A 22,037-nucleotide genomic window follows, 5' to 3' on the forward strand; every position below is an offset into this window, starting at 1 on the left:
GCAGGCACTGTCAGGTACACGGCGCTAACCCCCGCGCCGGTTCCCGCCGTGCCCGCCCCGGCCGGAGGCTAGCCCTGACGGCCCGAAGTCCGCGACTGGCCGGTGCCCTTGACCGCGTCCAGCGCGTAGACGCAACGGTCCTTGCTGCACGCGTACACCACGCCGCCCGCGGCCACCGGGGAGCCGGTGATCTCGCCACCCGTCGCGAGCTTCCACCGCAGCTGGCCGCCCGCCGCGTCCACCGTGTAGAGGCAGTGGTCGGCCGAGCCGAAGTGGACCCGGCCGTCCGCGACCACCGGGGAGCCGATGACCTCGCCGCCCGCAGCGAAGCGCCACTTCGGCGTGCCCGTGACCGCGTCCAGCGTGTACAGCGCGCTGCCGCTGCCCAGATGCACCGACCCGTCGGCCACCAGCACCGGCTCGATCGACTGGCGCGCCTCGGTCGCGATCCGCCAGCGGTCGCGGCCGTTGGCCGCGTCCAGGGCGTAGACCGTGCCGAGGTAGTCGGCGATGTACACGCCGCCGCCCGTCACCGCGGGCCCCGGCGCGTACGCGGGGGCGCACAGGAAGACGGCGGGCGCCTCGAAGCGCCACCGCACCTCCCCGCGCGCGATGTCGATCGCCAGCACACGCGTGCCCGCCGCCACGTACACGACCCCGTCGGGGGCCGGCAGCAGCCGGACCGGGACCCCGCCGCAGGACGCCGCGTCACCGACCGGGTACGACCAGCGCTCCACGCCCGTGCGCGCCTCCAGGGCGCGCAGCCGCGCGTCGGCCCAGACGAAGACCGTGCCGTCGTGGACGACCGGCCCGGACTCGGGGGTCTCGAAGTCGGTCTGGGCGCCCTGCATCTCCCACAGCAGCTCGCCGTTCGCGGCCTCCCAGGCCTGGACGCCGCCGCCGCGCGTGCCGGTCACCACCGTGCCGCGGTCGACCTTGAGGCAGTAGACCCAGCCGTCCATGGACAGCCGCCACCGCTCGGCGCCGTCCTCCGCGTCCAGCGCGTACAGCGTGGGGCCGTCGGAGGCGTGGATCCGGCCGTTCGAGACGGCCATGGCCCAGGCCACGTCGCGCGTCTTGAACTGCCGCCGCCCCGTGGCCACGTCCAGCGCGTGCACCTCGAAGGAGGTCACGTACAGCAGATTGCCCGCGACCGCCGGGGTGCCCCATACGTCGTTGGACATCCGGAACCGCCAGGGGCGCCAGCGGCCGGGCGCGCCGCCCCCGCCCGGGGGCTCGGAGGCGTCCGGGGAGGGGGCCGAGGTGGACGGCGACGAGGGCGGCGGTACGGCGCCCGTCGCGAGGCCGCCGTCGGGTCCGTTCGCCCCGCCGGGCAGGCCGCTGGGCGGCCGCACCCAGCCGGTGGCGGGCCCCGTCTCGTGCTGCGGCGGTACGCCGCGCCCGTCGGTGACCCGGGGGCCGGGGCCGATGGGCACCTTGGCGCCGGGCAGCCGGACCGACCCGTCGGCTCCGGCGGGCGCCCCGGGGCCCGTCGGGCCGGCGGCCGGGGCGGGACCGGCGAGCCCGGTGGGGCCCGTGGCTCCGGCAGCCCCGGCAGGTCCCTGGGCGGCGGGCGGCCCGGCCGCGGCGTGCCGGCCGGGGCCGATGGCGCTCAGCGGGCCCGGCTGGGACGACGGGTCGGTGCGCAGGCCGCCGCGCGGGTCGCCGGTGGCCACCGGCTCCCAGCCGGAGGCGCCGGCGGGCGCGCTGTGCCGGCCACGCCCCGGCCCCGGTCCCGGCCCGGGCGCCGGGCGCTCGGGGGGCAGCGGCGACCGGCCCGGGCCCCCACCGCTCGCGCCGTCGCCGCCGTGGCGGCCGTCCGAGCCCCGCGCGCCGCGCGCGATCTGGTTCCGCCCGTTGCGCTTGCGCTCGATCAGCGCCACCGCGCCGCCGGGCAGCCAGGCCGAGGCCGTACCGCTGTCCTCGGCGTTGGACGCGAAGAGATGGGGGGCCAGCTGCGACTGCAAATCGGCCGGGGTGGGCCTGCGCTCGGGGTCCATCTGCATGCAGGACTCGATGAGCGGCCGCAGCTCGTCCGGCAGGCCGGTCAGGTCCGGGCCCTCCCGCAACAGCATGAACACGGTCTCGACCGGGTTCGCGCCGTGGAACGGGGCATGTCCGGTCGCCGCGAAGGTCAGCGTCGAGCCGAGCGAGAAGATGTCGCTCGCGCCCGTCACACTGCGCGAGTCCCGCGCCTGCTCGGGCGACATATAGGCCGGGGTGCCCACCGCCACGTTGGTCATCGTCAGCCGGGTGTTCGAGACGCCCGACGCGATACCGAAGTCGATCACTCGCGGGCCGTCCTCGACGACCAGCACATTCGACGGCTTCAGATCCCGGTGGACCAGGCCCGCGCCGTGGATGGACTGAAGCGCCTCGGCGACCCCGGCCGCCAGCCAGCGCACCGCCTGGGCCGGCATCGGCCCGCACTCATTGACTATCTCCTCGAGGGAGGGAGCCGGTACATACGCGGTGGCCAGCCACGGCACCGGAGCACGCGGATCGGCGTCCACGACGGCCGCCGTGTAGAAGCCGCTGACCGCGCGCGCCGCCTCCACCTCACGGGTGAAGCGGACACGGAACAGCTGGTCCTCGGCGAGCTCGGTGCGCACCGTCTTGATCGCGACCCGCCGGCCGGACGCCGAGCGGGCCAGATAGACCAGCCCCATGCCGCCCGCGCCGAGCCGGCCGAGCACCTCGAACGGGCCGATTCGCCTCGGATCGTGCTGCGTCAGCTGCTCCACCACTTGCCTGCCACCTCCCCGTGGGGCTTCAAAAAATACCGCCCCGCTGCAACGTCTCACCGACAAACCAACCGGCGGCACGCAACCTGCATTCTCTCTGGCGAAGGCGGCGGTTGCGAACCCGGGGGCGATTTCGTCGTGTCACCAAGCGGCACCCGGTCGCCCCCCATCTTGCCGAAAGCCGGGCGCCCGCCTCGCTACGCTCCGCTTTCCGCAGGCAAAGCGCCCGCCGCCGAAGGGTCGACAACGGCGAAGAGCGCGCCCTGATTGTCCGCAAGAACCGCGAAACGCCCGTACGGCGTAGCTTCGGGGCCATTGAGCAGACGCCCGCCGAGCTCAGGCGCCGCCCGTGCCGCTTCGTCACAGTCCGCGACCACGAAGCAGGTAAGGAAGTGCGCGGGCATTTCGGCCGGAAACCTGTCCCCCATCGCGGCACGGACGCCGATCGCGGCAGGGGCGCCGATCGCGCGCCCGGGCTCGGCGGGCACCCCGCGATCCACCCAGAGCACCACATCCGCCCCACCCGCCCGCCCTTCCGACTCCTCACCCGATGCCTCGCCCGGCCCCTCGCCCGGCCCCTCACCCGACCGCCCGTCCGACCGCCCGTCCGACCGCCCGACGGATCCTTTCCCCAGCCGCACCGTCCCGTACCCGAAAACCGCCCGGTAGAAAGCGTCCACGCGCTCCGGGTCCCGGGTGCGCAGCTCCGTCCAGCCGTACGAACCGGGCGCGCCGTGCTCCTCGAAGCCGGGGTGGCTGCCCGCCTGCCAGAGGCCGAAGACCGCGCCCCCGGGGTCCACGGCCGTCACCATGACGCCGAAGTCCCCGATCCGCGTGGGCTCGGAGATCAGCCGGCCGCCCGCGGCGCGGATGCGCGCGGCGGTGGCGGCGGCGTCCTGGACGGCGAAGTAGATGTTCCAGACGGTCGGCAGCCGGCCGTCCGGCTTGGGGACGAGGGCGGCGACGTTCCGCCCGTTGTGGAAAGCCTGGGTGTAGTGGCCGTAGCGCGGCTCGCCCGCCCCGAAGGTCCAGCCGAACAGCTCCCCGTAGAAGCGCTTGCCCGCCGCCAGATCGGGGAGCATCGCGTCCACCCAGCAGGGCACACCTTCCGCAAATGCGGCCATGGTCCAGATCCTCCCGTGCGAATGCCCCTCTTCGCCGCGCACAACGCCCTTTGCGCCATTCACCACGCTAATGGGTCATCGCCGGGAAAGACCGATTCGATACGCGGGTGCGCGAGGCCCATTTCAGGTCTATTTCCGGCCGCTCGCCGATCCCCCGGGCCGCGCCGTCGCACGGTTGTCCACCGAAGTTATCCACAGGCTGTTGATAATATGATTCACCCGAACGGATGAGCCGTGGACCGGCGGGCGAGAGGCCGCCCGATCCGGCCTTGATCGCCCGTTATCGCTGCTCAGCGCGGCCCCCGACACCCCGAGCCGGGTGTGGACCCCATTTGCACGCAGCCGAATCGCGCTTCGATCACCCCTCGGTAAGCTGACGTCATGACAGGACAAGTACGCACCGTCGACGGGCGGGTCGCCGGTCGCCGCGGACAGGCGACGCGGCAGAAGCTGCTCGACTGCCTCGGCGAGATGCTCAGCACATCCCCGTACCGAGACGTCAAGGTCATCGACGTCGCCCGCAAGGCCGGCACCTCGCCCGCGACGTTCTACCAGTACTTCCCCGATGTCGAGGGCGCTGTCCTCGAGATCGCGGAGGAGATGGCGAAGGAGGGCGCGGGGCTGACCGAGCTGGTCGCCGAGCGCTCGTGGGCCGGGAAGTCCGGGGCGCAGGCCGCGGAGGACCTCGTCGAGGGCTTCCTCTCCTTCTGGCGCAAACATGACGCCATCCTGCGCGTAGTCGATCTTGGTGCGGCGGAGGGGGACAAGCGGTTCTACAAGATCCGCATGAAGATCCTCAACGCCGTGACCAACTCCCTGACCGACGCCGTCAAGGAACTCCAGACGAAGGGCCGGGTCGAGAAGGACGTCAGTCCGGCGGCCGTCGCGGGCTCGATCGTCGCGATGCTGGCCGCGGTCGCCGCACACCAGAAGGGGTTCCAGAGCTGGGGCGTCAAACAGGCCGAGCTCAAGCCGGCCCTGACGCTGCTGGTCCACCTCGGCATCACCGGCAGGAAGCCGCCCAAGTAGCCACATAGCACTCACCACACGCGCCGGCTTCGCGAGCGTCCCGGGCCCCCGGCCCTGCGGGCCACCCCGACCCTGGGGGCCCACGCCGCTCGTCCACCAGCGCGGGTCGGTCGGCCCGCGGTCCCGCACGTCCTGTCACCCCCCACGGCGGACCGCACCCCGACCACTCCTGGGCACCCTGCCCCTGTGCCCCACGCCGACGCGCGGGCCGTCTCCGGACGGCCCGCGCGTCGCTTCTTCGGGGGGCGCGCGACGCCCCGTCGCGCGCGTGCCGTCAGGCCCGGCCGCGCGAATCGCGGTCCGGGGCCCGCTCCACCACCCGGAACAGCCGGATCTCGCGCTCCACCCGCGCCTGATACTTCGCGTACGGCGGCCAGAAGCGGAGCGCCGCCGCCCACGCCGCCGCCCGCTCCTCTCCCGTCAGCAGCCGCGCCCGCACCGCGATGTCGCGGCCCTTCCAGCTGATCTCGGCGTCCGGGTGGGCCAGCAGGTTCGCGGTCCACGCCGGGTGCCCCGGCCGGCCGAAGTTGCTGCCGACCAGAAGCCAGGTGCCGCCGTCCTCCGGCATGCAGGCCAGCGGGGTGCGGCGGGACAGGCCGCTTCGCGCGCCCGTCGTCGTCAGGACCACGCCCGGCAGCATCTGGGCGCTGAGCAGCACCTTGCCGCGCGTCAGCCGGTGCACGGCGCGGTCGAGCGCCGGGATGATGTGCGGCGCGACCTTCGCGAAGGCCCGCCCCGACGAGACCTTCTGGACCAGCCGGGCCCCATAGCCCGTACGGGTGGCCGCCGCCATCACGCCCTCACCGCCTTCCGGGCCCGGCGCCCGTCGGCGCCCGCCCCCGTGCCCGGCCTGCCCGCCGCGCCCGCCGCGCCCGCCGCCGCGTCCGCCGCCGCGTCCGTCGCCGCGTCCGGTGCTGCGAACAGCCCCTCCCGCTCGGCCGCGCGCGCCCGCAGCCGGTGCGCCGGCCCGAAGAGCAGCTCGTCCGAGGCGGCCCGCTTGACGTAGAGGTGCACGTCGTGTTCCCAGGTGAAGCCGGTGCCGCCGTGCAGCTGCACCGCCTCGCCCGCGGCCGCGCGCTGCGCCTCCATCGCCGTCGCGAGCGCGAGGCCGCTCGCGACGGCCGCTTCCGTCCCGTTCACCCCGTCGGCCGCCCACGCCGCGTAATACGCCGCCGACCGCGCCGTCTCGACCTTCACGTACACCTCCGCCAGTCGGTGTTTGACCGCCTGGAAGGACCCGACCGGCCGGCCGAACTGCTCCCGCACCCGTACATACTCGACCGTCCGCTCCAGCGCGGCGTCCGCCGCGCCCACCGCCTCGGCGGCGAGCGCGGCCGCCGCCGTGGTGCCCAGCCGCGCCAGGGCACCCGCCACGGCCGCGCCGTCCGCGCCCTGCGCGCCCAGCCGCTCGGCGGGCACGTCCCGCAGCTCGATCCGGCCCTGCGGCCGCGTCTCGTCGAGTGCGGTCAGCCTCGTCCGGGCCAGTCCGGGCGCCCCGGCCCGGACGAGGAACAGCAGCGTCCGGCCGCGCGTATAGCCGCCCGTGCGCGCGGCGACGAGCAGCAGGCCCGCGCCGTGCCCGTCGAGGACCTGGTCCACCTGCCCGTAAAGCCGCCAGGCCCCGCCTCCACCTGGGCCCCCGCCCCCACCCCCGCATTCCCGCGCCTGGACGCCCCCCGCGCGCCCCCCGCCCGCCCAGCCTCCGCCGTCCCCGCCGCCCCCGCCTTCGCCGTCGTCCCCGCCCGTCAGGCCGAGCGCCCTGGTCAGCTCTCCGCCGGGCACGGCGAGCGCGGCCGTGAGCTCGCCGTCCGCGATGAGCGGCAGCAGTTCGGCGCGCTGCGCGCCCGTCCCGAGCCGGTCGACGAGGGGCGCGGCGAGCACCGCGGTGGCCGTCAGCGGCGACGGGAGCAGCGCCCGCCCCGCCTCCTCGCAGGCGAGGGCCAGCTCGGCGGGCCCGCAGCCGACACCCCCGACGTCCCGGGGAAGGGCCAGGCCGGGCAGCCCGAGCCGCCGCGCGAGCAGCCGCCACAGCGACTCGTCGTGGCCGGGCGGGGTGCGCACCGCCGCCTTGACCTCGTCGGGGCCGCACCGCTCCCGCAGCAGTCTGCGCAGCGTACGGCGGATCTCGGCCTGTTCCTCGGTGAACGCGGTGTCCATCGGCACACACCTCCGCTACTGACGGACCGTCATATTAGGGACCGGGTGAACACTTTCCCAGCCCTCGTGCCCCACCCCCCATCGAATCTGATGTACCGTCAGATTCATGTCCTCAGCGAAGCGCGAGCGCGCCCGCAAGGTCGCCGTCGTCGGTGTCGCCCTCTCCGACTGCGGCCGCGTCGACGACGCGACCCCCTACGCCCTCCACGCCCAGGCCGCCCGCCGCGCCCTCGCCGACTCCGGCCTCGACCGGTCGGCCGTCGACGGCCTCGCGTCGGCCGGCCTCGGCACGCTGGCACCCGTCGAAGTGGCCGAGTACCTGGGCCTGCGCCCCACCTGGACCGACTCGACGTCCGTCGGCGGCTCCACCTGGGAGGTCATGGCGGCCCACGCGGCGGACGCCATCGCCACGGGCCACGCGCGCGCCGTCCTCCTCGTCTACGGCTCCACCGCCCGCGCCGACATCCGCGCGGGCCGCCGCACCTCCAACCTGTCCTTCGGGGCGCGCGGACCGCTCCAGTTCGAGGTCCCGTACGGGCACACGCTGGTCGCCAAGTACGCGATGGCCGCGCGCCGCCATATGCACCAGTACGGCACGACCCTCGAACAGCTCGCGGACATCGCCGTACAGGCGCGCGCCAACGCCGCGCACAACCCGGACGCGATGTTCCGCACCCCGATCACCGTGGACGAGGTGCTGAGCGGCCCGATGATCGCCGATCCCTTCACCAAGCTGCACTGCTGCATCCGCTCCAACGGCGGCTGCGCCGTACTGCTGGCGGGCGAGGAGTACGTACGGGACACCGCGAAGCCCCCGGTGTGGGTGCTGGGCGCGGGCACCGCGATCTCGCACACCACGATGTCGGAGTGGGACGACTTCACCGTCTCCCCCGCGGCGGCCTCCGGACGGCAGGCCTTCGAGCGGGCCGGGGTGCGGCCCTCGGAGATCGATGTGGCCGAGCTCTACGACGCGTTCACCTATATGACGCTGGTGACCCTGGAGGATCTGGGCTTCTGCGCCAAGGGCGAGGGCGGGGCGTTCGTGGGCAAGGGGCGGCTGACGCTTACGGGCGATCTGCCGACGAACACGGACGGCGGCGGGCTCTCCGCCTGCCACCCCGGTATGCGCGGGCTGTTCCTGCTGGTGGAGGCCGTGCGGCAGCTGCGCGGCGAGGCGGGTGGGCGGCAGGTCCGCAAGGCGAACGGGCGGCTGCCGGAGCTGGCCGTGGCATCGGGGACGGGTGGTTGGTTCTGCTCGTCGGGGACGGTGGTGCTGGGGCGCGACTGAGGCGCGCGAGCTGCGCCGTGCGCTCGTCGTCGCCGCTCCCATGTCACCCTGCTCATCGGGAACGAGCGAGGAGGCACAGAACCCGATGGGTGGAGTCGACGACGAGGCCGCCGAGGAATTCCGCGCGCTGCTGCGCGGACTGCGGGTGCGGGACGGCGGCGAGCTGCCCGCCTTCGACCCGGCGACGGCGCCGGACGAGCCGCTTCCGCTGTTCCGGCAGTGGCTGCGCGAGGCCGCCGAGGCGGGCGTGCCGGGCCCGCACACCATGACGCTGGCCACCGCCGACGCGGACGGCCGCCCCTCCCTGCGCACGGTGATGCTGCACGACGCCGACGCGCACGGCTGGCACTTCGGCACCCATCGCACCAGCCGCAAGGGCCTGGAGCTGGCCGCCCGCCCGTACGCGGCTCTCGGGTTCCACTGGACGGCGCTGGGTCGGCAGGTGCGGATCGGCGGGCGGGTCACGGCGGCCGGCCCCGAGGAGAGCGCGGCGGATCTGCGCGGGCGCTCACCGGCGGCGCTGACGGCCGCGCTGGCCGGGGGCGGGCGGCAGAGCGAGGTCCTGGGCTCGTACGGCGAGCTGGAGCGGGCCTTCGAGGCGGCGCGGGAGCGGGTCGAGCGGGAGCCGGACGCCACGGCGCCGAGCTGGACGCTGTATGTACTGACCGCGGACGAGGTGGAGTTCTACCAGGAGGAGGAGCACCGTCGGCACGTACGGCTGCGCTACCGCCGCGCGGCCGGGGGAGACGAGGGCGGGAGAGACGAGGGCGGGAGAGACGAGGGCGGGGGCTGGCTGCGCGAGCTGCTGTGGCCCTGAGGCGCGGGGGCGGGGGCGGGGCGGAAGACGGGGATCGCCGGGGCGCCCTCGGGTGAGGCGTCCCCGTCCGGGGCGCGGAAGTCGACGCACAGCTCCATGTCCACGCGCAGCTCGGAACCGGCGCACCCGACCAGCTCGGTCATCATGCGCGGGCCCTCGGCGAGTTCGACCACGGCGGCGGTATAGGGGACACGGGCGCCGAACGGCGGGAGGTCGTTGCGGTGCACCACGGACCAGGTGTAGAGGGTCGCGCGGCCGCTCGCCCGCTCCCAGATGACGTTCTCGCTCCAGCACCGGGGGCAGAACTCGCGCGGGTAGTGATGGGCTTGCCCGCAGTCCGCGCAGCGGCGGATCAGCAGGTGCCCCCGCGCGGCCGCGTCCCAGTAGGGGCGGGTGAAGGCGTCGATCTCCGGCAGGTCGAAGCGGGGCGCGCCCGCGGGGGGCACGGGGGGCACGGGGGGCGCGCTCACAGGAACAGCCCCCACGTCCCGTCCAGCGCCCAGGTCTGCCAGCTCATGCCGAGGAGGGCGACCAGGGAGATGAGCACCATCATGGAGTTCTGCCCCTGCTCGGCCCAGTCGTGGATCATGAGCACGAAGTAGAGCAGGTTCAGCAGGGCGCCGCCGATCAGCGCGATCGGGGTAAGGAAGCCCAGGACCAGGCCGAGGCCGATGGCCAGTTCGGCGTAGAGGACGACATACGCCATGAGCTTGGGGCGGGGCCCGACGACCGCGGCGAAGCCGCCGCGTACGAACGCCCAGCGGTGCTTGGCCGCCATGTCGGCCGCCCAGGCGATGCCGGTGCCGCGCTCGCACCAGGCCTTCTTGTCCTTGTGCCGCCAGCTCTCCAGCCACCACAGGCCGAGCCCGATGCGCAGCACGGCGAGCCATTCGGGCCCGCTGAGCCAGATCGTACGCATCGCTCCCCCTCTCCGTCCGTCCCGCCGGGGCGTGTATCTGACGGTACGTCAGTTCAGCGGAGACGGACACGGCCGCGCAAGAGGTCGTGCGGCGGGCCGTGATCGATCCGCAACCGATTCGGAATAAATTTGTCGGAAACCTGTCAATTACATGGCTACGCTCACGCTCATGGCCGACACCTTCCCCGAGCACTCCTCACCCGTGTACGTGATCGGCGGCGGACCGGGCGGGCTCGCCGTCGCGGCCGCCCTGCGCGAACGCGGCATCCGCGCGGTGATCCTGGAGAAGTCGGACGCGGTCGCCGCTTCCTGGCGCGCCCACTACGACCGGCTGCATCTGCACACCACGCGCCGGCTGTCCGCCCTCCCCGGGCTCGCGATCCCGCGTGCGTACGGGCGCTGGGTCGCCCGGGGCGATGTGGTGCGCTACCTGGAGCAGTACGTCGAGCACCACCGGCTGGAGATCGTCACGGGCGTGGAGGTCTCACGGATCGACCGGGCGCGGGACGGCGAGGGCTGGGTGCTGCGGGCCACCGGCGGGCGCGAGCCCTCCTCGCCCGTCGTGGTCGTGGCCACCGGCTACAACCACACCCCCCGGGTGCCCGACTGGCCGGGCCGGAAGACCTTCTCCGGCGAGCTGCTGCATGCGAGCCGCTACCGCAACGCCCGCCCGTACCAGGGCCGGGACGTCCTGGTCGTCGGCATCGGCAACACGGGCGCCGAGATCGCGGTCGACCTCGTCGAGGGCGGCGCGGCCCGGGTGCGGCTGGCGGTGCGCACCGTGCCGCACATCCTGCGCCGCTCCACGGCGGGCTGGCCCGCGCAGGCCACCGGCATCCTGGTGCGGCGGGTGCCGACCAGGCTGGTGGACCGGGCGGCGCGGACGATGAGCCGACTCACCATGCCCGACCTGAGCGCGCAGGGGCTGCCATGGCCGGAGACCGGCCTCTACACACGGGTCCGGCAGGGCGCGATCCCGGTGCAGGACGTCGGTCTCATCGACGCGGTCCAGGCGGGGAAGGTGGAGGTGGTGGCGGCGGTCGAGTCCTTCGAGGAGGACAAGGTGATACTGGCCGACGGCTCCCGGATCGGCCCGGACACCGTGGTCGCGGCGACCGGCTACCGACGCGGCCTGGACGACCTCGTCGGACACCTGGGCGTGCTCGACGAGCGCGGCCGACCGCTGACCCACGGCCCGCGCACCGCCCCCTCGGCCCCGGGCCTGCACTTCACGGGCTATACGAACCCGATCAGCGGCATGTTCCGCGAACTCGCCCTCGACGCGCGCAAAATCGCCAGGGCCATCGACCGCACATCGGCGTGATATCGCCGCTTTCCCCGGCGTGACCTCCTGACCCACCGGGCACCATCACCTCACCGCGCCTCGGGCGACCCTCGTCACCCTGCGTGTTGTCCCTGCACCCCCATTCCTGACTAGGCGTCAGTTCCGTTAATCTGAACCGCCGAGTAATCTGACTGGACGTCAGCTATTCATCTGGCTTGTCGCTTGTCGCCAACGAGCAGGAGTGGCGGATACCGATGCTTGGTTCGACTCACGGCACCCTCACCACCAACTCCCGTCACGCCCGCGTCGCCGCCTGCGGCCGGCCTCCCGGCCCCACCGTCCATGTCCACGGCAGAACAGCGGCCGACGAGGACGTGGACGTCAGCGGCCGCCCGCTGCACTCCGCCGTCCCCGACCTGGACCGGTTCTTCCGCCCCGAGTCGGTGGCCGTCGTCGGCGCCTCCGACGCCGAGGGCCGCCCCAACACCGGCATCACCCGCCAGCTGATCGCCTGGGCAGAGCGCGTCGGCGCCCGGCTGCACCCCGTACACCCCTCCCGTCCCGCCGTCTTCGGCCTGCCCTGCGTTCCGTCCGTGGCCGACCTGCCCGAACCGGTCGACCTCGCCGTCCTCCTCGTCCGCGATCCGCTCCCGCTCATGGAGGAACTCGCCTCGGCCAAGGTCAAGTTCGCCGTCGCCTTCGCCTCCGGCTTCGCCGAGACCGGCGCCGAGGGCGCCGCCGCCCAGGCCCGGCTGTCCGCCGCCGCGCGGCGCGGCGGGCTGCGCCTGCTGGGCCCCAACACCAACCTCAACGCCTTCGAGGAGTTCCGCGAGGACCTGGAAGGCCCCGCGATCGCCCTCATCACCCAGTCCGGCCACCAGGGCCGCCCCGTCTTCACCCTCCAGGAACTGGGCATCCGGCTCAGCCACTGGGCGCCCACCGGCAACGAGGCCGACCTGGAGACCGCCGACTTCATCTCCTACTTCGCCTCACGGCCCGAGGTCGGCGCCATCGCGATGTATGTGGAAGGGCTCAAGGACGGGCGCAGCTTTCTGCTGGCCGCCGACCACGCCGCCCGCGCCGGGGTGCCCGTCGTGGCCGTCAAGGTCGGCCGGACCGAGACCGGGGCCCGCACGGCCGCCTCCCACACCGGCAAGCTCACCGGCTCGGACGCGGTCGTGGACGCGGCCATGCGGCAGTTCGGCGTGATCCGGGTCGACGGCCTCGACGAGCTCCAGGACACGGCCGCGCTGCTCGCCCGCGCCCGGCCTCCGCTCGCCGAGGGCGTCGTGGTCTATTCGATCTCCGGGGGCACCGGCGCCCACTTCGCCGACCTCGCGACGGCCGCCGGGCTCCCGCTGCCCACACTCGGCGCGGAGAAGCAGGCCGAACTCCACCAGTGGATACCCGGCGAGCTCAGCGTCGCCAACCCCGTCGACAACGGCGGGCACCCCGTCGGCGACTGGCGCGGCCGGAAGATCATCGACGCCATCCTCGCCGACCCGTCCGTCGGCGTGCTGATCTGCCCGATCACCGGGCCGTTCCCGCCGATGAGCGACAAGCTGGCGCAGGATCTGGTGGACGCGGCGGAACACACGGACAAGCTGGTGTGCGTGGTGTGGGGCTCTCCGGTCGGCACCGAGCCCGCCTACCGCACCACCCTGCTCGGCTCCTCCCGCGTCGCCACCTTCCGGACCTTCGCCAACTGCATCACCGCTGTCCGCGCCTATCTGGAGCACCATCGCTTCACGGCGGGCTACCGCTCCCCCTTCGACGACGCCCCGCGCACCCCCTCCCCCTCGGCCCGCAAGGCCCAGGCGCTGCTGCGCCCGGGAGAGCAGCTGAGCGAGCACGCGGCGAAGCAGCTGCTGCGGGCGTACGGCATCCGGGTGCCGCGCGAGCAGCTGGTGACCAGCGCGGCGGCGGCCGTGCGCGCCGCCGGTCTGGTCGGCTATCCGGTCGCCATGAAGGCCTCCGCGCCGCAGCTCGCCCACAAGACCGAACTGGGCCTGGTCAGGCTCGGGCTCACCTCCGCGAGCCAGGTCCGCGACACCTATCGCGACCTCACCGACATCGCCCGCTACGAAGGCGTCGAGCTGGACGGTGTGCTGGTCTGCCAGATGGTCGAGCGCGGTGTGGAGATGGTCGTCGGCGTCACCCACGACAGCCTCTTCGGGCCGACCGTCACGGTGGGCATCGGCGGTGTGCTCGTCGAGGTGCTGCGGGACACGGCCGTGCGTGTGCCGCCCTTCGGCGAGGACCAGGCGCGCGCGATGCTCACCGAGCTGCGCGGCCACGCCCTGCTCGACGGCGTGCGCGGCCTGCCCCCCTGCGATGTGGACGCCCTGGTCGAGGTCGTCCTCCGCGTCCAGCGCATGGCCCTGGAACTCGGCGACGACCTGGCCGAACTCGACGTCAACCCGCTGATGGTGCTGCCCCGCGGCCAGGGCGCGGTGGCCCTCGACGCCCTGGCCGTGTGCCGCTGAGGCCCCCGGCCCACGCGCCCGGCCCTCGACCTCTGCCTCTGCCTCAGCGCAAGGGAATTCCCCCATGACTTCCTCCCCCGAAGAATCACCTGAATCCGTTGTACGGCACGCCACTGACAACGGCGTGGTCTGGATCACTCTGAACCGCCCGGCCGCACTGAATGCCATCACTCCTGACCAGCGCGAACGCCTGATCTCGCTGCTCGATGGCGCCTCCGCCGACCCGGCGATCGGGGCGGTCGTGCTCACCGCCACCGGCAAGGGCTTCTGCGCGGGCGCCGACCTGCGCGGCGGCCCACGGCCGGCCGCCGGGACCGGAACCGGCGCCGGGTCCGGGTCCGGGCCGGAGTCCGGGCCAGGGTCGGGGTCGGGGTCGAGGTCGGGCGGGGACGAGCGGGTCGCCGGCGATGTGGCCCGGCTGATCCGGCGCGGGGCGCAGCGGCTGATCACCGCCGTACTCGACTGCGAGAAGCCGGTCATCGCCGCCGTGAACGGGACCGCGGCCGGCCTCGGCGCCCATCTCGCCTTCGCCTGCGACCTGGTGCTCGCCGCCGAGTCGGCCCGGTTCATCGAGGTCTTCGTGCGCCGCGGTCTGGTCCCCGACGGCGGCGGCGCCTATCTCCTCCCCCGCCTCATCGGCCCGCAGCGGGCGAAGGAGCTGCTGTTCTTCGGTGACGCGCTGTCGGCCGCCGAGGCCGAGCGGATCGGCCTGGTCAACCGGGTCGTCCCGGACGGCGATCTGACCAAGACCGCCCGCGAGTGGGCCGAGCGGCTGGCCGGCGGCCCCACCCGCGCCATCGCCCTCACCAAGCAGTTGGTGAACGGCTCGCTGGAGGCCGATCGTACGGCCGCGTTCGCCGCCGAGGCGGCGGCCCAGGAGATCAACATGACAACGGCGGACGCGAGGGAAGGCGTCCGCGCCTTCGCCGAGCGCCGCGCTCCCGAATACCGGGGCCGCTGAGGGGCGCCGAAGCGCGCCGAAGGCTCCCCCCGGGGCTTCACATCTGACGCCGCATCAGATTCAATGGAATCATGATGGGACACGCCGGGATGGCAGCCACCGCGGTCCGCTATCTGCGCTCGGTCGGCTCACCGACCACCGCCGCGCGCCCCGACGCCCCCCTGTCGCGGGCCGCCCCGGCGCCGCCCCGCCCCGGACGCCCCGCACTGCGCGCCGTCCGCGCGGACGAACGCCTTCCGCTGGACCCGGCGGAGTTCCGGCGGGTCCTGGGCCACTTCGCGAGCGGCGTCACGGTCGTCGCGGCGGTCGACGAGGAGGGCCCGGCCGGGTTCGCCTGCCAGTCCTTCTCTTCCCTCTCCCTCGACCCGCCGCTGATCGCCTTCATGGTCGCGCGTACCTCAACGACCTGGCCGCGCATCGCCCGCGCCGGGGTCTTCTGCGTCAACATCCTGGGGGCGGGCCAGGGCGAGCTGTGCCGCGGCTTCGCGGTCAGCGGCTCCCGGCGGCCGGACAAGTTCGCGGGCGTCGAGCACCGGCCGGCCCCGGTGACCGGCTCGCCCCGGCTCGCGGACGTCCCTGCCTGGATCGACTGCACGGTCCACGCCGTGCACACCGGTGGCGATCACCTGGTGGTCGTGGGCCGCGTCCGCGCCCTCGGCACGGACGACGCCGCCGCCCGTTCCGGCCCCCTCCTCTTCCACCGCGGCGCGTTCGCCTCACTGGCCCCGCTCGACCCGGACGCCTAGGAGGCGTCCAGCGGATCCTTTCCCCGCCCCGCCCCTTCCCGTAACCAGGGGCTTCGCCCCCGGACCCCGGCGTCTGGGGCGGAGCCCCCGTTTCGGGAAGATCCGCCGGACAGGGCCGCCTAGGCGGCGAGCGGGAGCTCCTCCCGCTCGCGCCGGATGACGAGGGCCATCAGCGCGGCCATCGCGCACAGCGCGCCCGCCCCGTACCAGACCACGTCGTACGACCCGAAGGTGTCCCGCGCCATTCCGCCGAGGAAGGCCACCACCCCCGCGCCCACCTGGTGCGAGGCCAGCACCCACCCGAAGACGATCGCGCTGTCCTCGCCGTAGTGCTCGCGGCACAGCGCGATGGTGGGCGGCACGGTCGCGACCCAGTCGAGCCCGTAGAAGACGATGAAGAAGATCATCGGCGGGTGCACGGAGTCCGCCAGGAGCATCGGCAGGAACATCAGCGACAGCCCGCGCAGCGCGTAGTAGACGGCGAGCAGCCGCCGCGCGTCGAACCGGTCGGTGAACCAGCCGGAGGCCACCGTGCCCACGATGTCGAAGATCCCGATGACCGCGAGCAGGCTCGCGGCGGCCGTGACGGGCATGCCGTGGTCGTGCGCGGCGGGCACGAAGTGCGTCTTGACCAGGCCGTTGGTGGAGGCACCGCAGATCGCGAAGGTCCCGGCCAGCAGCCAGAACGGGCCGGTGCGCGCGGCCGAGAGCAGCGCGGTGACCGCCCGGCGGGCCGCGCCGCGCTGCGGGGCGGGCTTCGGGGCGGGCGGCCCCTCCGCCCCGTACGCGGCCAGGCCCACATCCGCCGGATGGTCGCGCAGCAGCAGCCAGACCAAGGGCACCACGGCGAACGCGGCGACCGCCACCGTGACCGCGGCCGGGCGCCAGTGGTGGTGCTCCACGATCCACGACAGGGCGGGCAGGAACACCAGCTGCCCGGACGCGCCTCCGGCCGTGAGAATGCCGGTGACCAGGCCGCGCCGCTGGACGAACCAGCGGTTGGTGACCGTCGCGGCGAAGGCCAGCGCCATGGAGCCGCTGCCGAGCCCCACCAGGACGCCCCAGCACAGGACGAGCTGCCAGGCGGCGGTCATGAAGACCGTGAGTACGGCGCCCGTGGCGATCACCATCAGCGCACAGGCGACGACCTTGCGGATGCCGAAGCGGTCCATAAGGGCGGCGGCGAAGGGCGCGGTGAGCCCATAGAGGGCGAGATTCACGGACACCGCGAACCCGATGAGCCCGCGCGACCAGCCGAACTCCTCGTGCAGGGGCTCGATCAGCAGACCGGGCAGCGAGGCGAAACCGGCCGCGCCGATGATCGTCACAAAGGTGACGGCGGCGACCCACCACGCCCGGTGGATCCTCGGCCGCCGCCGGGGTGCGGCGGGCCGCTCGTCCTGTCCCGGAGTGCCTGGCAGTTCGGTTGTCTGTGTCACCGGATCAGCATCAATGCCTCGGTCGGTCCTTACGAGTGGCCCGACGGACAGCATTCGTTAGGATCGGGCCATCGAGATGCGCGCTGGAGGCCCGTATGCCCGAGACCATGGACGCCGCGAGGCCGCACCGCGTCGCCGTGCTGGTCCTGCCCGGGGTGATCCCCTTCGAGCTGGGCATCCCGTTCAGGATCTTCGGCAAGGCCCGCTCCGCCGAGGGCCGCCGCCTCTACGAGGTGTTCAGCTGTACGCCGGAGCCCGGCGAGGTGCCGACGGACGCCGACTTCCGGGTCGTCGTCGAGCGCGGCCCCGAGGCGCTGGCCGAAGCCGACACCATCGTCGTGCCCAGCAGCTACGAGCTGGGACAGGCCTATACGGAGGGCACGCTTCCGCCGGCGCTCGCCGCCGCGCTGGTCCACGCCCGGCCCGGCGTCCGCTGGATGTCCATCTGCACCGGCGGCTATGTGCTCGCGGCCGCCGGGCTGCTCGACGGCCGCCCCGCCACCACCCACTGGCGCAGCGTCGCCCACTTCCAGGCCCTCTTCCCCTCCATCGCGGTCGACCCGGACGTGCTGTTCGTCGACGACGGCGACGTGCTCACCTCCGCGGGCGTCGCCTCGGGCATCGACCTGTGCCTGCACGTCGTACGGCGCGACTTCGGCGCGGCCGTCGCCAACGAGGTCGCGCGGCGCAGCCTGGTGCCGCCGTACCGCGACGGCGGCCAGGCGCAGTACATCGAGCGCCCGCTCCCCGAGCCGCAGCAGGCGACCACGACGGCGGCGCGCGCCTGGGCCCTGGGCCGCCTGGAACGCCCGATCTCGCTGCGCGAGCTGGCCGACCGGGAGGCGATGAGCGTACGGACGTTCACCCGCCGCTTCCGTGAGGAGGTCGGGATCAGCCCCGGGCAGTGGCTCGTCCAGCAGCGCGTGGAGCGGGCCAGGCACCTGCTGGAGGACACCGACCTGTCGGTGGACCAGGTGGCGCGGGACGCGGGCTTCGGCACGGCCGCGTCGATGCGACAGCACCTTCAGGCGGCGCTCGGCGTCTCCCCCACGGCCTACCGGCGCACCTTCCGCGCCCGCGACCGGCTCCGGCAGGAGGCCGTCGCCCCGCGGTGGGAGGTCGTCACCCCGCGTCGGCGAGACGCCGTCCCTCAGAACGTGAGCACGCCCCGGGCCACCCGGCCCGCCCGCGCGTCGTCGGCGGCCTTCGGGAAGTCCTCGACGGGGTAGGTGTGCGTGACCAGTTCGTCCAGCAGCAGCCGGCCCTGGCGGTAGAGGTCCGCGTACAGGGCGATGTCGCGCTGCGGCCGGGCTGAGCCGTAGCGGCAGCCCAGGATGGCCTTGTCCAGATACATGGAGGAGACGAGGAAGGACGCCTCGGCGTCGGAGGGCGGCACGCCGAGCAGCACCGCCTGGCCGTGCCGGTCGAGCAGGTCGACGGCCTCCCGGATGAGCCGGGTGCTGCCGACGCACTCGAAGGCGTGGTCGGCGCCGGACGGCAGGACCTCCCGGGCCTCGGCCGCCGAGGCCACGAAGTGCGTGGCACCGAACTGCCTGGCCAGCGGCTCCTTGGCGGGGTTGGAGTCGACGGCGACGATCGGCGCGGCCCCGGCGATCCGGGCGCCCTGAAGCACATTGAGCCCGATCCCGCCGGTGCCGATGACCACGACCGACTCGCCGCGGTCGACCCGGGCGCGGTTGAGCACGGCGCCGACGCCGGTGAGCACGCCGCAGCCGATGAGGGCGGCCGAGGTGAGCGGGATGTCCTCGGGGATCTTGACGGCCTGCACCGCCTTGACCAGGGTGCGCTCCGCGAAGGCGGAGTTCGAGGCGAAGTTGAACAGCGGCTCCCCGCCGCGGCTGAACGGCCGGTCGGGCCTGCCGATGGCCCTGCGGCACATGGTGGGGCGGCCACGGCCGCAGTCGGCGCAGGTCCCACAGTTGGCGACGGTGGACAGGGCCACATGGTCGCCGGGGGCGACATGCGTGACCCCGGCACCGATCGCCGCCACCGTGCCCGCGCCCTCGTGGCCGAGCACGACCGGGACGGGGAAGGGGATGGTGCCGTCGACGACCGACAGATCGCTGTGGCACAGGCCGGCGGCGGCGATGGCGACCAGCACCTCGCCGGGGCCGGGCGCCCGGATCTCCAGGTCGTCGACCACCCGCGGTTCGGTGCCGTCGAAGATGACGCCTCTCATCACCACTTCGCCACTCCCCTTTTCTGTATTTCCTGCATTCCCCGTCTTTTCCGTCTTTTCCGTGCCACGTCTGTCCCTCTCCTCACGAGGCCCAGACCACCGACTGGAGTTCGCTGTACGCGTGCAGGCCGAACGAGCCGCCGTCGCGGCCGACCCCGCTGTGCTTGAAGCCGCCGAACGGCGTCTCGGGGTGGCGCTGGGCGGTGTTGACGCCGACGTTGCCGCTGCGCAGGCGGGCGGCGAGGGCCCAGGCGCGGCCCGCGTCGGCGCTGAAGACGTAGTCGTACAGGCCGTACGGGGTGGAGTTGGCGATGCGGACCGCCTCGTCCTCGTCGTCGAAGGGGAGGGCGACGACGACCGGGCCGAAGATCTCCTCCTGCGCCACGGTCATGTCGGGGGTCGCGTCGGTGATCAGGGTCGGGGCGACGTAGAAGCCGGGCTTGACGGCGGGGCGTTCGCCGCCCACCGCGATCCGGGCGCCCTGGTCACGGGCGCCGGCGAGGTACGCCTCGACGCGGTCGCGCTGGGCCGCGGAGATCAGCGGGCCGACGATCGTGGAGTTATCCACAGGGTCCCCGACGATCAGCGAACTCGCATACCGTGTGAGTGCGACGACGACCTGCTCGTACAGCGATCGATGGACGAGCACGCGGGTCGGCGCCGTGCAGATCTGCCCGCTGTGGAAAGACCAGGTCGAACCGACCGCCCCGACCGCCGACTTGATCACGGACTCGTCGGCGTCCCCAAGGACGATGGCCGCGCCCTTGCCCCCCAGCTCCATCAGGGTGCGCTTCATCGAGTGGCCTGCGGACTCGGCGATCTTCTTTCCCACGGCGGTGGAGCCGGTGAAGCTGACCATGTCGACGCCGGGGTGAGCCACGAGTGCCTCGCCCGCGGCCGCGCCCGATCCGGTGACGACATTGAAGACACCGTCCGGGAGCCCGGCCTCCTTCAGCAAGGGGCCGAGTTCCAGACAGCACAGAGGATCCTGCGGGGCCGGTTTGGCCACGACCGTATTCCCCATCGCCAGGGCGGGGGCGACCTTGCCCGCGAGGTTGGCGAGAGGGAAGTTGTAGGAGGTGATACAGCACACGACACCCACGGGGCGGCGGACCGCGGCCGCGCCGATGAGCCCGCCGGGGGCGAGGGGCGTGGCGGCCACGGGCACGGGCGCGAGCGGGACCGTGTCCGGTTCGAGGGCGCCCCGCGCATACCGGCGGAAGCGGTCGGCCGCCGGGGGCACCTGCATCGCCTTGGCGACGCGCATCGTCGCGCCCGTCTCCGCCTGGGCGAGCGGGGCCAGGCCCCGGGCGTGCTCGGCGATCAGGTCGGCGGCGCGGTCGAGCACGGCGGCACGCTCACGGGGGGCGGTGCGCGCCCACCCCTCGTAGGCGTCCCGTGCCGCGCTCACGGCGGCGTCGACGTCGGCCGCGTCGGCCTCCGGTGCATGGCCGACGGTCCGCTCGGTGGCGGGGTTGATGACCGGGTAGTGCCCCTGCCCGGGCCGCCGTGAGCCGCCGCCGATCCAGTGCCCGTACACCGCACGCCCGTCCGCCCCGTCCGTCGTCAACCCGTCCGTGTTCGGCCCGTCCGTCTTCATCCGCGTGAGTCCTTAGGGAGGTTGAGAACGCGCTCGGCGATGATGTTCCGCTGGATCTCGTCCGAGCCGCCGTAGATCGTGTCGGCCCGGGAGAAGAGAAAGAGGTGCTGTGCGTCGTCGAGTTCATACGGCCGCTCGGCGCTCCATGGCTCGGGGCCGAGCGCGGCCGCGGCGCCCCGCACCCGGACGGCCAGCTCGCCCAGCCGCTGGTGCCAGCCGCCCCACAGCAGCTTGGCGACGCTGGGCGCGCCGGGGCCCTGTGCCGAGCCCAGGGTCCGCAGCGCGTTCCAGCGCATGGTCTTCAGCTCGGCCCACTGCGCGATGAGACGGTCGCGCAGCACGGGGTCGGCGGCGGCGCAGGTGCGTAAGCCCATCCGCACCACCCGGTCGAGCTCCTGGGCGAAGCCGATCTGCTGGGCGAGGGTGGAGACGCCGCGCTCCAGGGCGAGCAGTCCCATGGCCACGCGCCAGCCCTGGCCGGCGCCGCCGACGAGGTGTTCGGCGCGCGCCACCGCGCCCTCGAAGAAGACCTCGTTGAACTCGGCGTCGCCGGTCAGCTGCCGGATCGGGCGTACCTCGACCCGGCCGGGCTGGTCCATCGGCACCAGAAGAAAGGAGAGACCGTGGTGGCGCCGTGAGCCTTCCTCGGTGCGCGCCAGGACGAAGCACCAGTCGGCTTCGCGGGCGAGGGAGGTCCAGATCTTCTGCCCGGTGACGCGATAGGTTCCGTCGCCCGGGTCGCGGACGGCGCGGGTCCGCACCCCGGCGAGGTCCGATCCCGCGTCGGGCTCGCTGTAGCCCTGGCACCACAGCTCCTCGCCGCGTGCGACGGGCGGCAGAAAGCGGGCGCGCTGGGCGTCGTCGCCGTAGGCGAGCAGGGTGGGGGCGAGGAGGTTCTCGCCGATGTGGCCGAGCCGGGCGGGGGCCCCGGCGCGGGCGTACTCCTCGGCCCAGACGACCTGCTGGGTGAGGGTGGCGGGCCGGTTGCCGTAGGTGCCGTGGGTCCGGTCCCAGCCGAGCCCGATCCAGCCGCCGGCCCCGAGCTCCCGCTCCCAGGCGCGGTGCGCTCCCTCCCCGCCGTGGCCGACGCCGGGCCGCGGCTGTGCGCCGAGACCGGTGTGCGCGCCGGTGAAGTGCTCGTCCAGCCAGTCGCGGGCCCGGGTGCGAAAGCGTTCGTCCTCCGGTCCGAAAGCGAAGTCCACGGCTCCTCCCGTCTCCCGTCCCGCGTCGCCGCGGGGCCGG

General features: G+C 73.9%; 18 protein-coding genes. 8 read left to right on the plus strand and 10 right to left on the minus strand.

The annotated features are described in order from the left end of the window. Positions 1-68: 68 nt before the first annotated feature. Together afsK and ABTY62_RS37925 are read right to left on the minus strand one after the other, a co-directional pair. Positions 69-2,747, minus strand: coding sequence for a protein serine/threonine kinase AfsK (afsK, locus tag ABTY62_RS37920; RefSeq protein WP_352133939.1), 2,679 nt, complete (start codon positions 2,745-2,747; stop codon positions 69-71). Positions 2,748-2,941: 194 nt separating this feature from the next. Beyond that, entirely contained in the window at positions 2,942-3,868 is a 927-nt protein-coding gene (locus ABTY62_RS37925) for a VOC family protein (RefSeq protein WP_352133940.1), read from the minus strand. A 381-nt stretch (positions 3,869-4,249) separates the two neighbouring features. Here ABTY62_RS37925 and ABTY62_RS37930 point away from each other — a divergent pair, with 381 nt between their 5' ends. Then, positions 4,250-4,897 (plus strand): TetR family transcriptional regulator, encoded by a 648-nt coding sequence (locus tag ABTY62_RS37930; RefSeq protein WP_311726753.1) that lies wholly within the window; start codon positions 4,250-4,252, stop codon positions 4,895-4,897. A gap of 274 nt (positions 4,898-5,171) precedes the next feature. Here ABTY62_RS37930 and ABTY62_RS37935 read toward each other — a convergent pair whose 3' ends face one another. Both ABTY62_RS37935 and ABTY62_RS37940 read right to left on the minus strand, forming a co-directional pair. After that, on the minus strand, positions 5,172-5,690 hold the full coding sequence (locus ABTY62_RS37935) for a nitroreductase/quinone reductase family protein (RefSeq protein ID WP_311726752.1): 519 nt from the start codon (positions 5,688-5,690) through the stop codon (positions 5,172-5,174). Further along, entirely contained in the window at positions 5,690-7,054 is a 1,365-nt protein-coding gene (locus ABTY62_RS37940; protein ID WP_352133941.1) for an acyl-CoA dehydrogenase family protein, read from the minus strand. Before ABTY62_RS37940 ends, ABTY62_RS37935 begins: the two co-directional genes overlap by 1 nt. A 106-nt stretch (positions 7,055-7,160) precedes the next feature. Here ABTY62_RS37940 and ABTY62_RS37945 point away from each other — a divergent pair, with 106 nt between their 5' ends. Together ABTY62_RS37945 and ABTY62_RS37950 are read left to right on the plus strand one after the other, a co-directional pair. After that, positions 7,161-8,342 (plus strand): thiolase C-terminal domain-containing protein, encoded by a 1,182-nt coding sequence (locus ABTY62_RS37945; RefSeq protein ID WP_352133942.1) that lies wholly within the window; start codon positions 7,161-7,163, stop codon positions 8,340-8,342. A gap of 85 nt (positions 8,343-8,427) precedes the next feature. After that, the gene (locus ABTY62_RS37950; protein ID WP_352133943.1) at positions 8,428-9,159 is read left to right on the plus strand and encodes a pyridoxine/pyridoxamine 5'-phosphate oxidase; all 732 of its coding nucleotides are present in this window, start codon (positions 8,428-8,430) and stop codon (positions 9,157-9,159) included. On the opposite strand, the gene ABTY62_RS37955 is transcribed toward ABTY62_RS37950, so the two are convergent. Together ABTY62_RS37955 and ABTY62_RS37960 are read right to left on the minus strand one after the other, a co-directional pair. Further along, complete coding sequence (locus ABTY62_RS37955; RefSeq protein ID WP_502997598.1) at positions 9,066-9,629, minus strand: Zn-ribbon domain-containing OB-fold protein; 564 nt, start codon at positions 9,627-9,629, stop codon at positions 9,066-9,068. The two genes, ABTY62_RS37950 and ABTY62_RS37955, sit on opposite strands and share 94 nt — an antisense overlap. Next, positions 9,626-10,078 (minus strand): DoxX family protein, encoded by a 453-nt coding sequence (locus ABTY62_RS37960; protein ID WP_311726747.1) that lies wholly within the window; start codon positions 10,076-10,078, stop codon positions 9,626-9,628. The genes ABTY62_RS37955 and ABTY62_RS37960 overlap by 4 nt, the downstream gene beginning before the upstream one ends. A 169-nt stretch (positions 10,079-10,247) precedes the next feature. On the opposite strand from ABTY62_RS37960, the gene ABTY62_RS37965 reads away from it, so the two are divergent. The 4 genes from ABTY62_RS37965 to ABTY62_RS37980 all read left to right on the plus strand — a co-directional run bounded on the left by ABTY62_RS37965 (position 10,248) and on the right by ABTY62_RS37980 (position 15,556). Further along, the gene (locus tag ABTY62_RS37965; RefSeq protein WP_352133945.1) at positions 10,248-11,402 is read left to right on the plus strand and encodes a flavin-containing monooxygenase; all 1,155 of its coding nucleotides are present in this window, start codon (positions 10,248-10,250) and stop codon (positions 11,400-11,402) included. 215 nt (positions 11,403-11,617) lie between these two features. Next, positions 11,618-13,849 carry an acetate--CoA ligase family protein gene (locus ABTY62_RS37970; RefSeq protein WP_352133946.1) on the plus strand — a complete coding sequence of 744 codons (2,232 nt, stop codon included), beginning with the start codon at positions 11,618-11,620 and terminating at the stop codon, positions 13,847-13,849. A gap of 64 nt (positions 13,850-13,913) precedes the next feature. After that, positions 13,914-14,810 (plus strand): enoyl-CoA hydratase/isomerase family protein, encoded by an 897-nt coding sequence (locus tag ABTY62_RS37975; protein ID WP_352133947.1) that lies wholly within the window; start codon positions 13,914-13,916, stop codon positions 14,808-14,810. An 89-nt stretch (positions 14,811-14,899) separates the two neighbouring features. Continuing rightward, the gene (locus tag ABTY62_RS37980; RefSeq protein ID WP_352134023.1) at positions 14,900-15,556 is read left to right on the plus strand and encodes a flavin reductase family protein; all 657 of its coding nucleotides are present in this window, start codon (positions 14,900-14,902) and stop codon (positions 15,554-15,556) included. 119 nt (positions 15,557-15,675) lie between these two features. Here the strand turns inward: ABTY62_RS37980 and ABTY62_RS37985 are convergent, their stop codons facing one another. Then, positions 15,676-16,995, minus strand: a complete 1,320-nt coding sequence (locus ABTY62_RS37985) for an MFS transporter (RefSeq protein ID WP_502997599.1) — start codon at positions 16,993-16,995, stop codon at positions 15,676-15,678. Between the two features lie 95 nt (positions 16,996-17,090). Between ABTY62_RS37985 and ABTY62_RS37990 the strand changes: the two genes are divergently transcribed. After that, a complete protein-coding gene (locus tag ABTY62_RS37990) occupies positions 17,091-18,224 on the plus strand; it encodes a GlxA family transcriptional regulator (RefSeq protein WP_352133949.1) in 1,134 nt (377 codons plus the stop codon). Here ABTY62_RS37990 and ABTY62_RS37995 read toward each other — a convergent pair. The 3 genes from ABTY62_RS37995 to ABTY62_RS38005 all read right to left on the minus strand — a co-directional run bounded on the left by ABTY62_RS37995 (position 18,146) and on the right by ABTY62_RS38005 (position 21,997). Next, positions 18,146-19,195 carry a Zn-dependent alcohol dehydrogenase gene (locus tag ABTY62_RS37995; RefSeq protein WP_352133950.1) on the minus strand — a complete coding sequence of 350 codons (1,050 nt, stop codon included), beginning with the start codon at positions 19,193-19,195 and terminating at the stop codon, positions 18,146-18,148. The genes ABTY62_RS37990 and ABTY62_RS37995 overlap by 79 nt on opposite strands. Before the next feature lie 82 nt (positions 19,196-19,277). Further along, positions 19,278-20,795: an aldehyde dehydrogenase family protein gene (locus tag ABTY62_RS38000; protein WP_352133951.1), complete on the minus strand. Its 1,518-nt coding sequence runs from the start codon at positions 20,793-20,795 to the stop codon at positions 19,278-19,280. Then, positions 20,792-21,997 (minus strand): acyl-CoA dehydrogenase family protein, encoded by a 1,206-nt coding sequence (locus tag ABTY62_RS38005; RefSeq protein WP_352133952.1) that lies wholly within the window; start codon positions 21,995-21,997, stop codon positions 20,792-20,794. The genes ABTY62_RS38000 and ABTY62_RS38005 overlap by 4 nt, the downstream gene beginning before the upstream one ends. Between the last annotated feature and the right edge of the window lie 40 nt (positions 21,998-22,037).

The sequence above is a fragment of the Streptomyces sp. NPDC097640 genome (genome assembly GCF_040302705.1).
GTDB lineage: Bacteria > Actinomycetota > Actinomycetes > Streptomycetales > Streptomycetaceae > Streptomyces.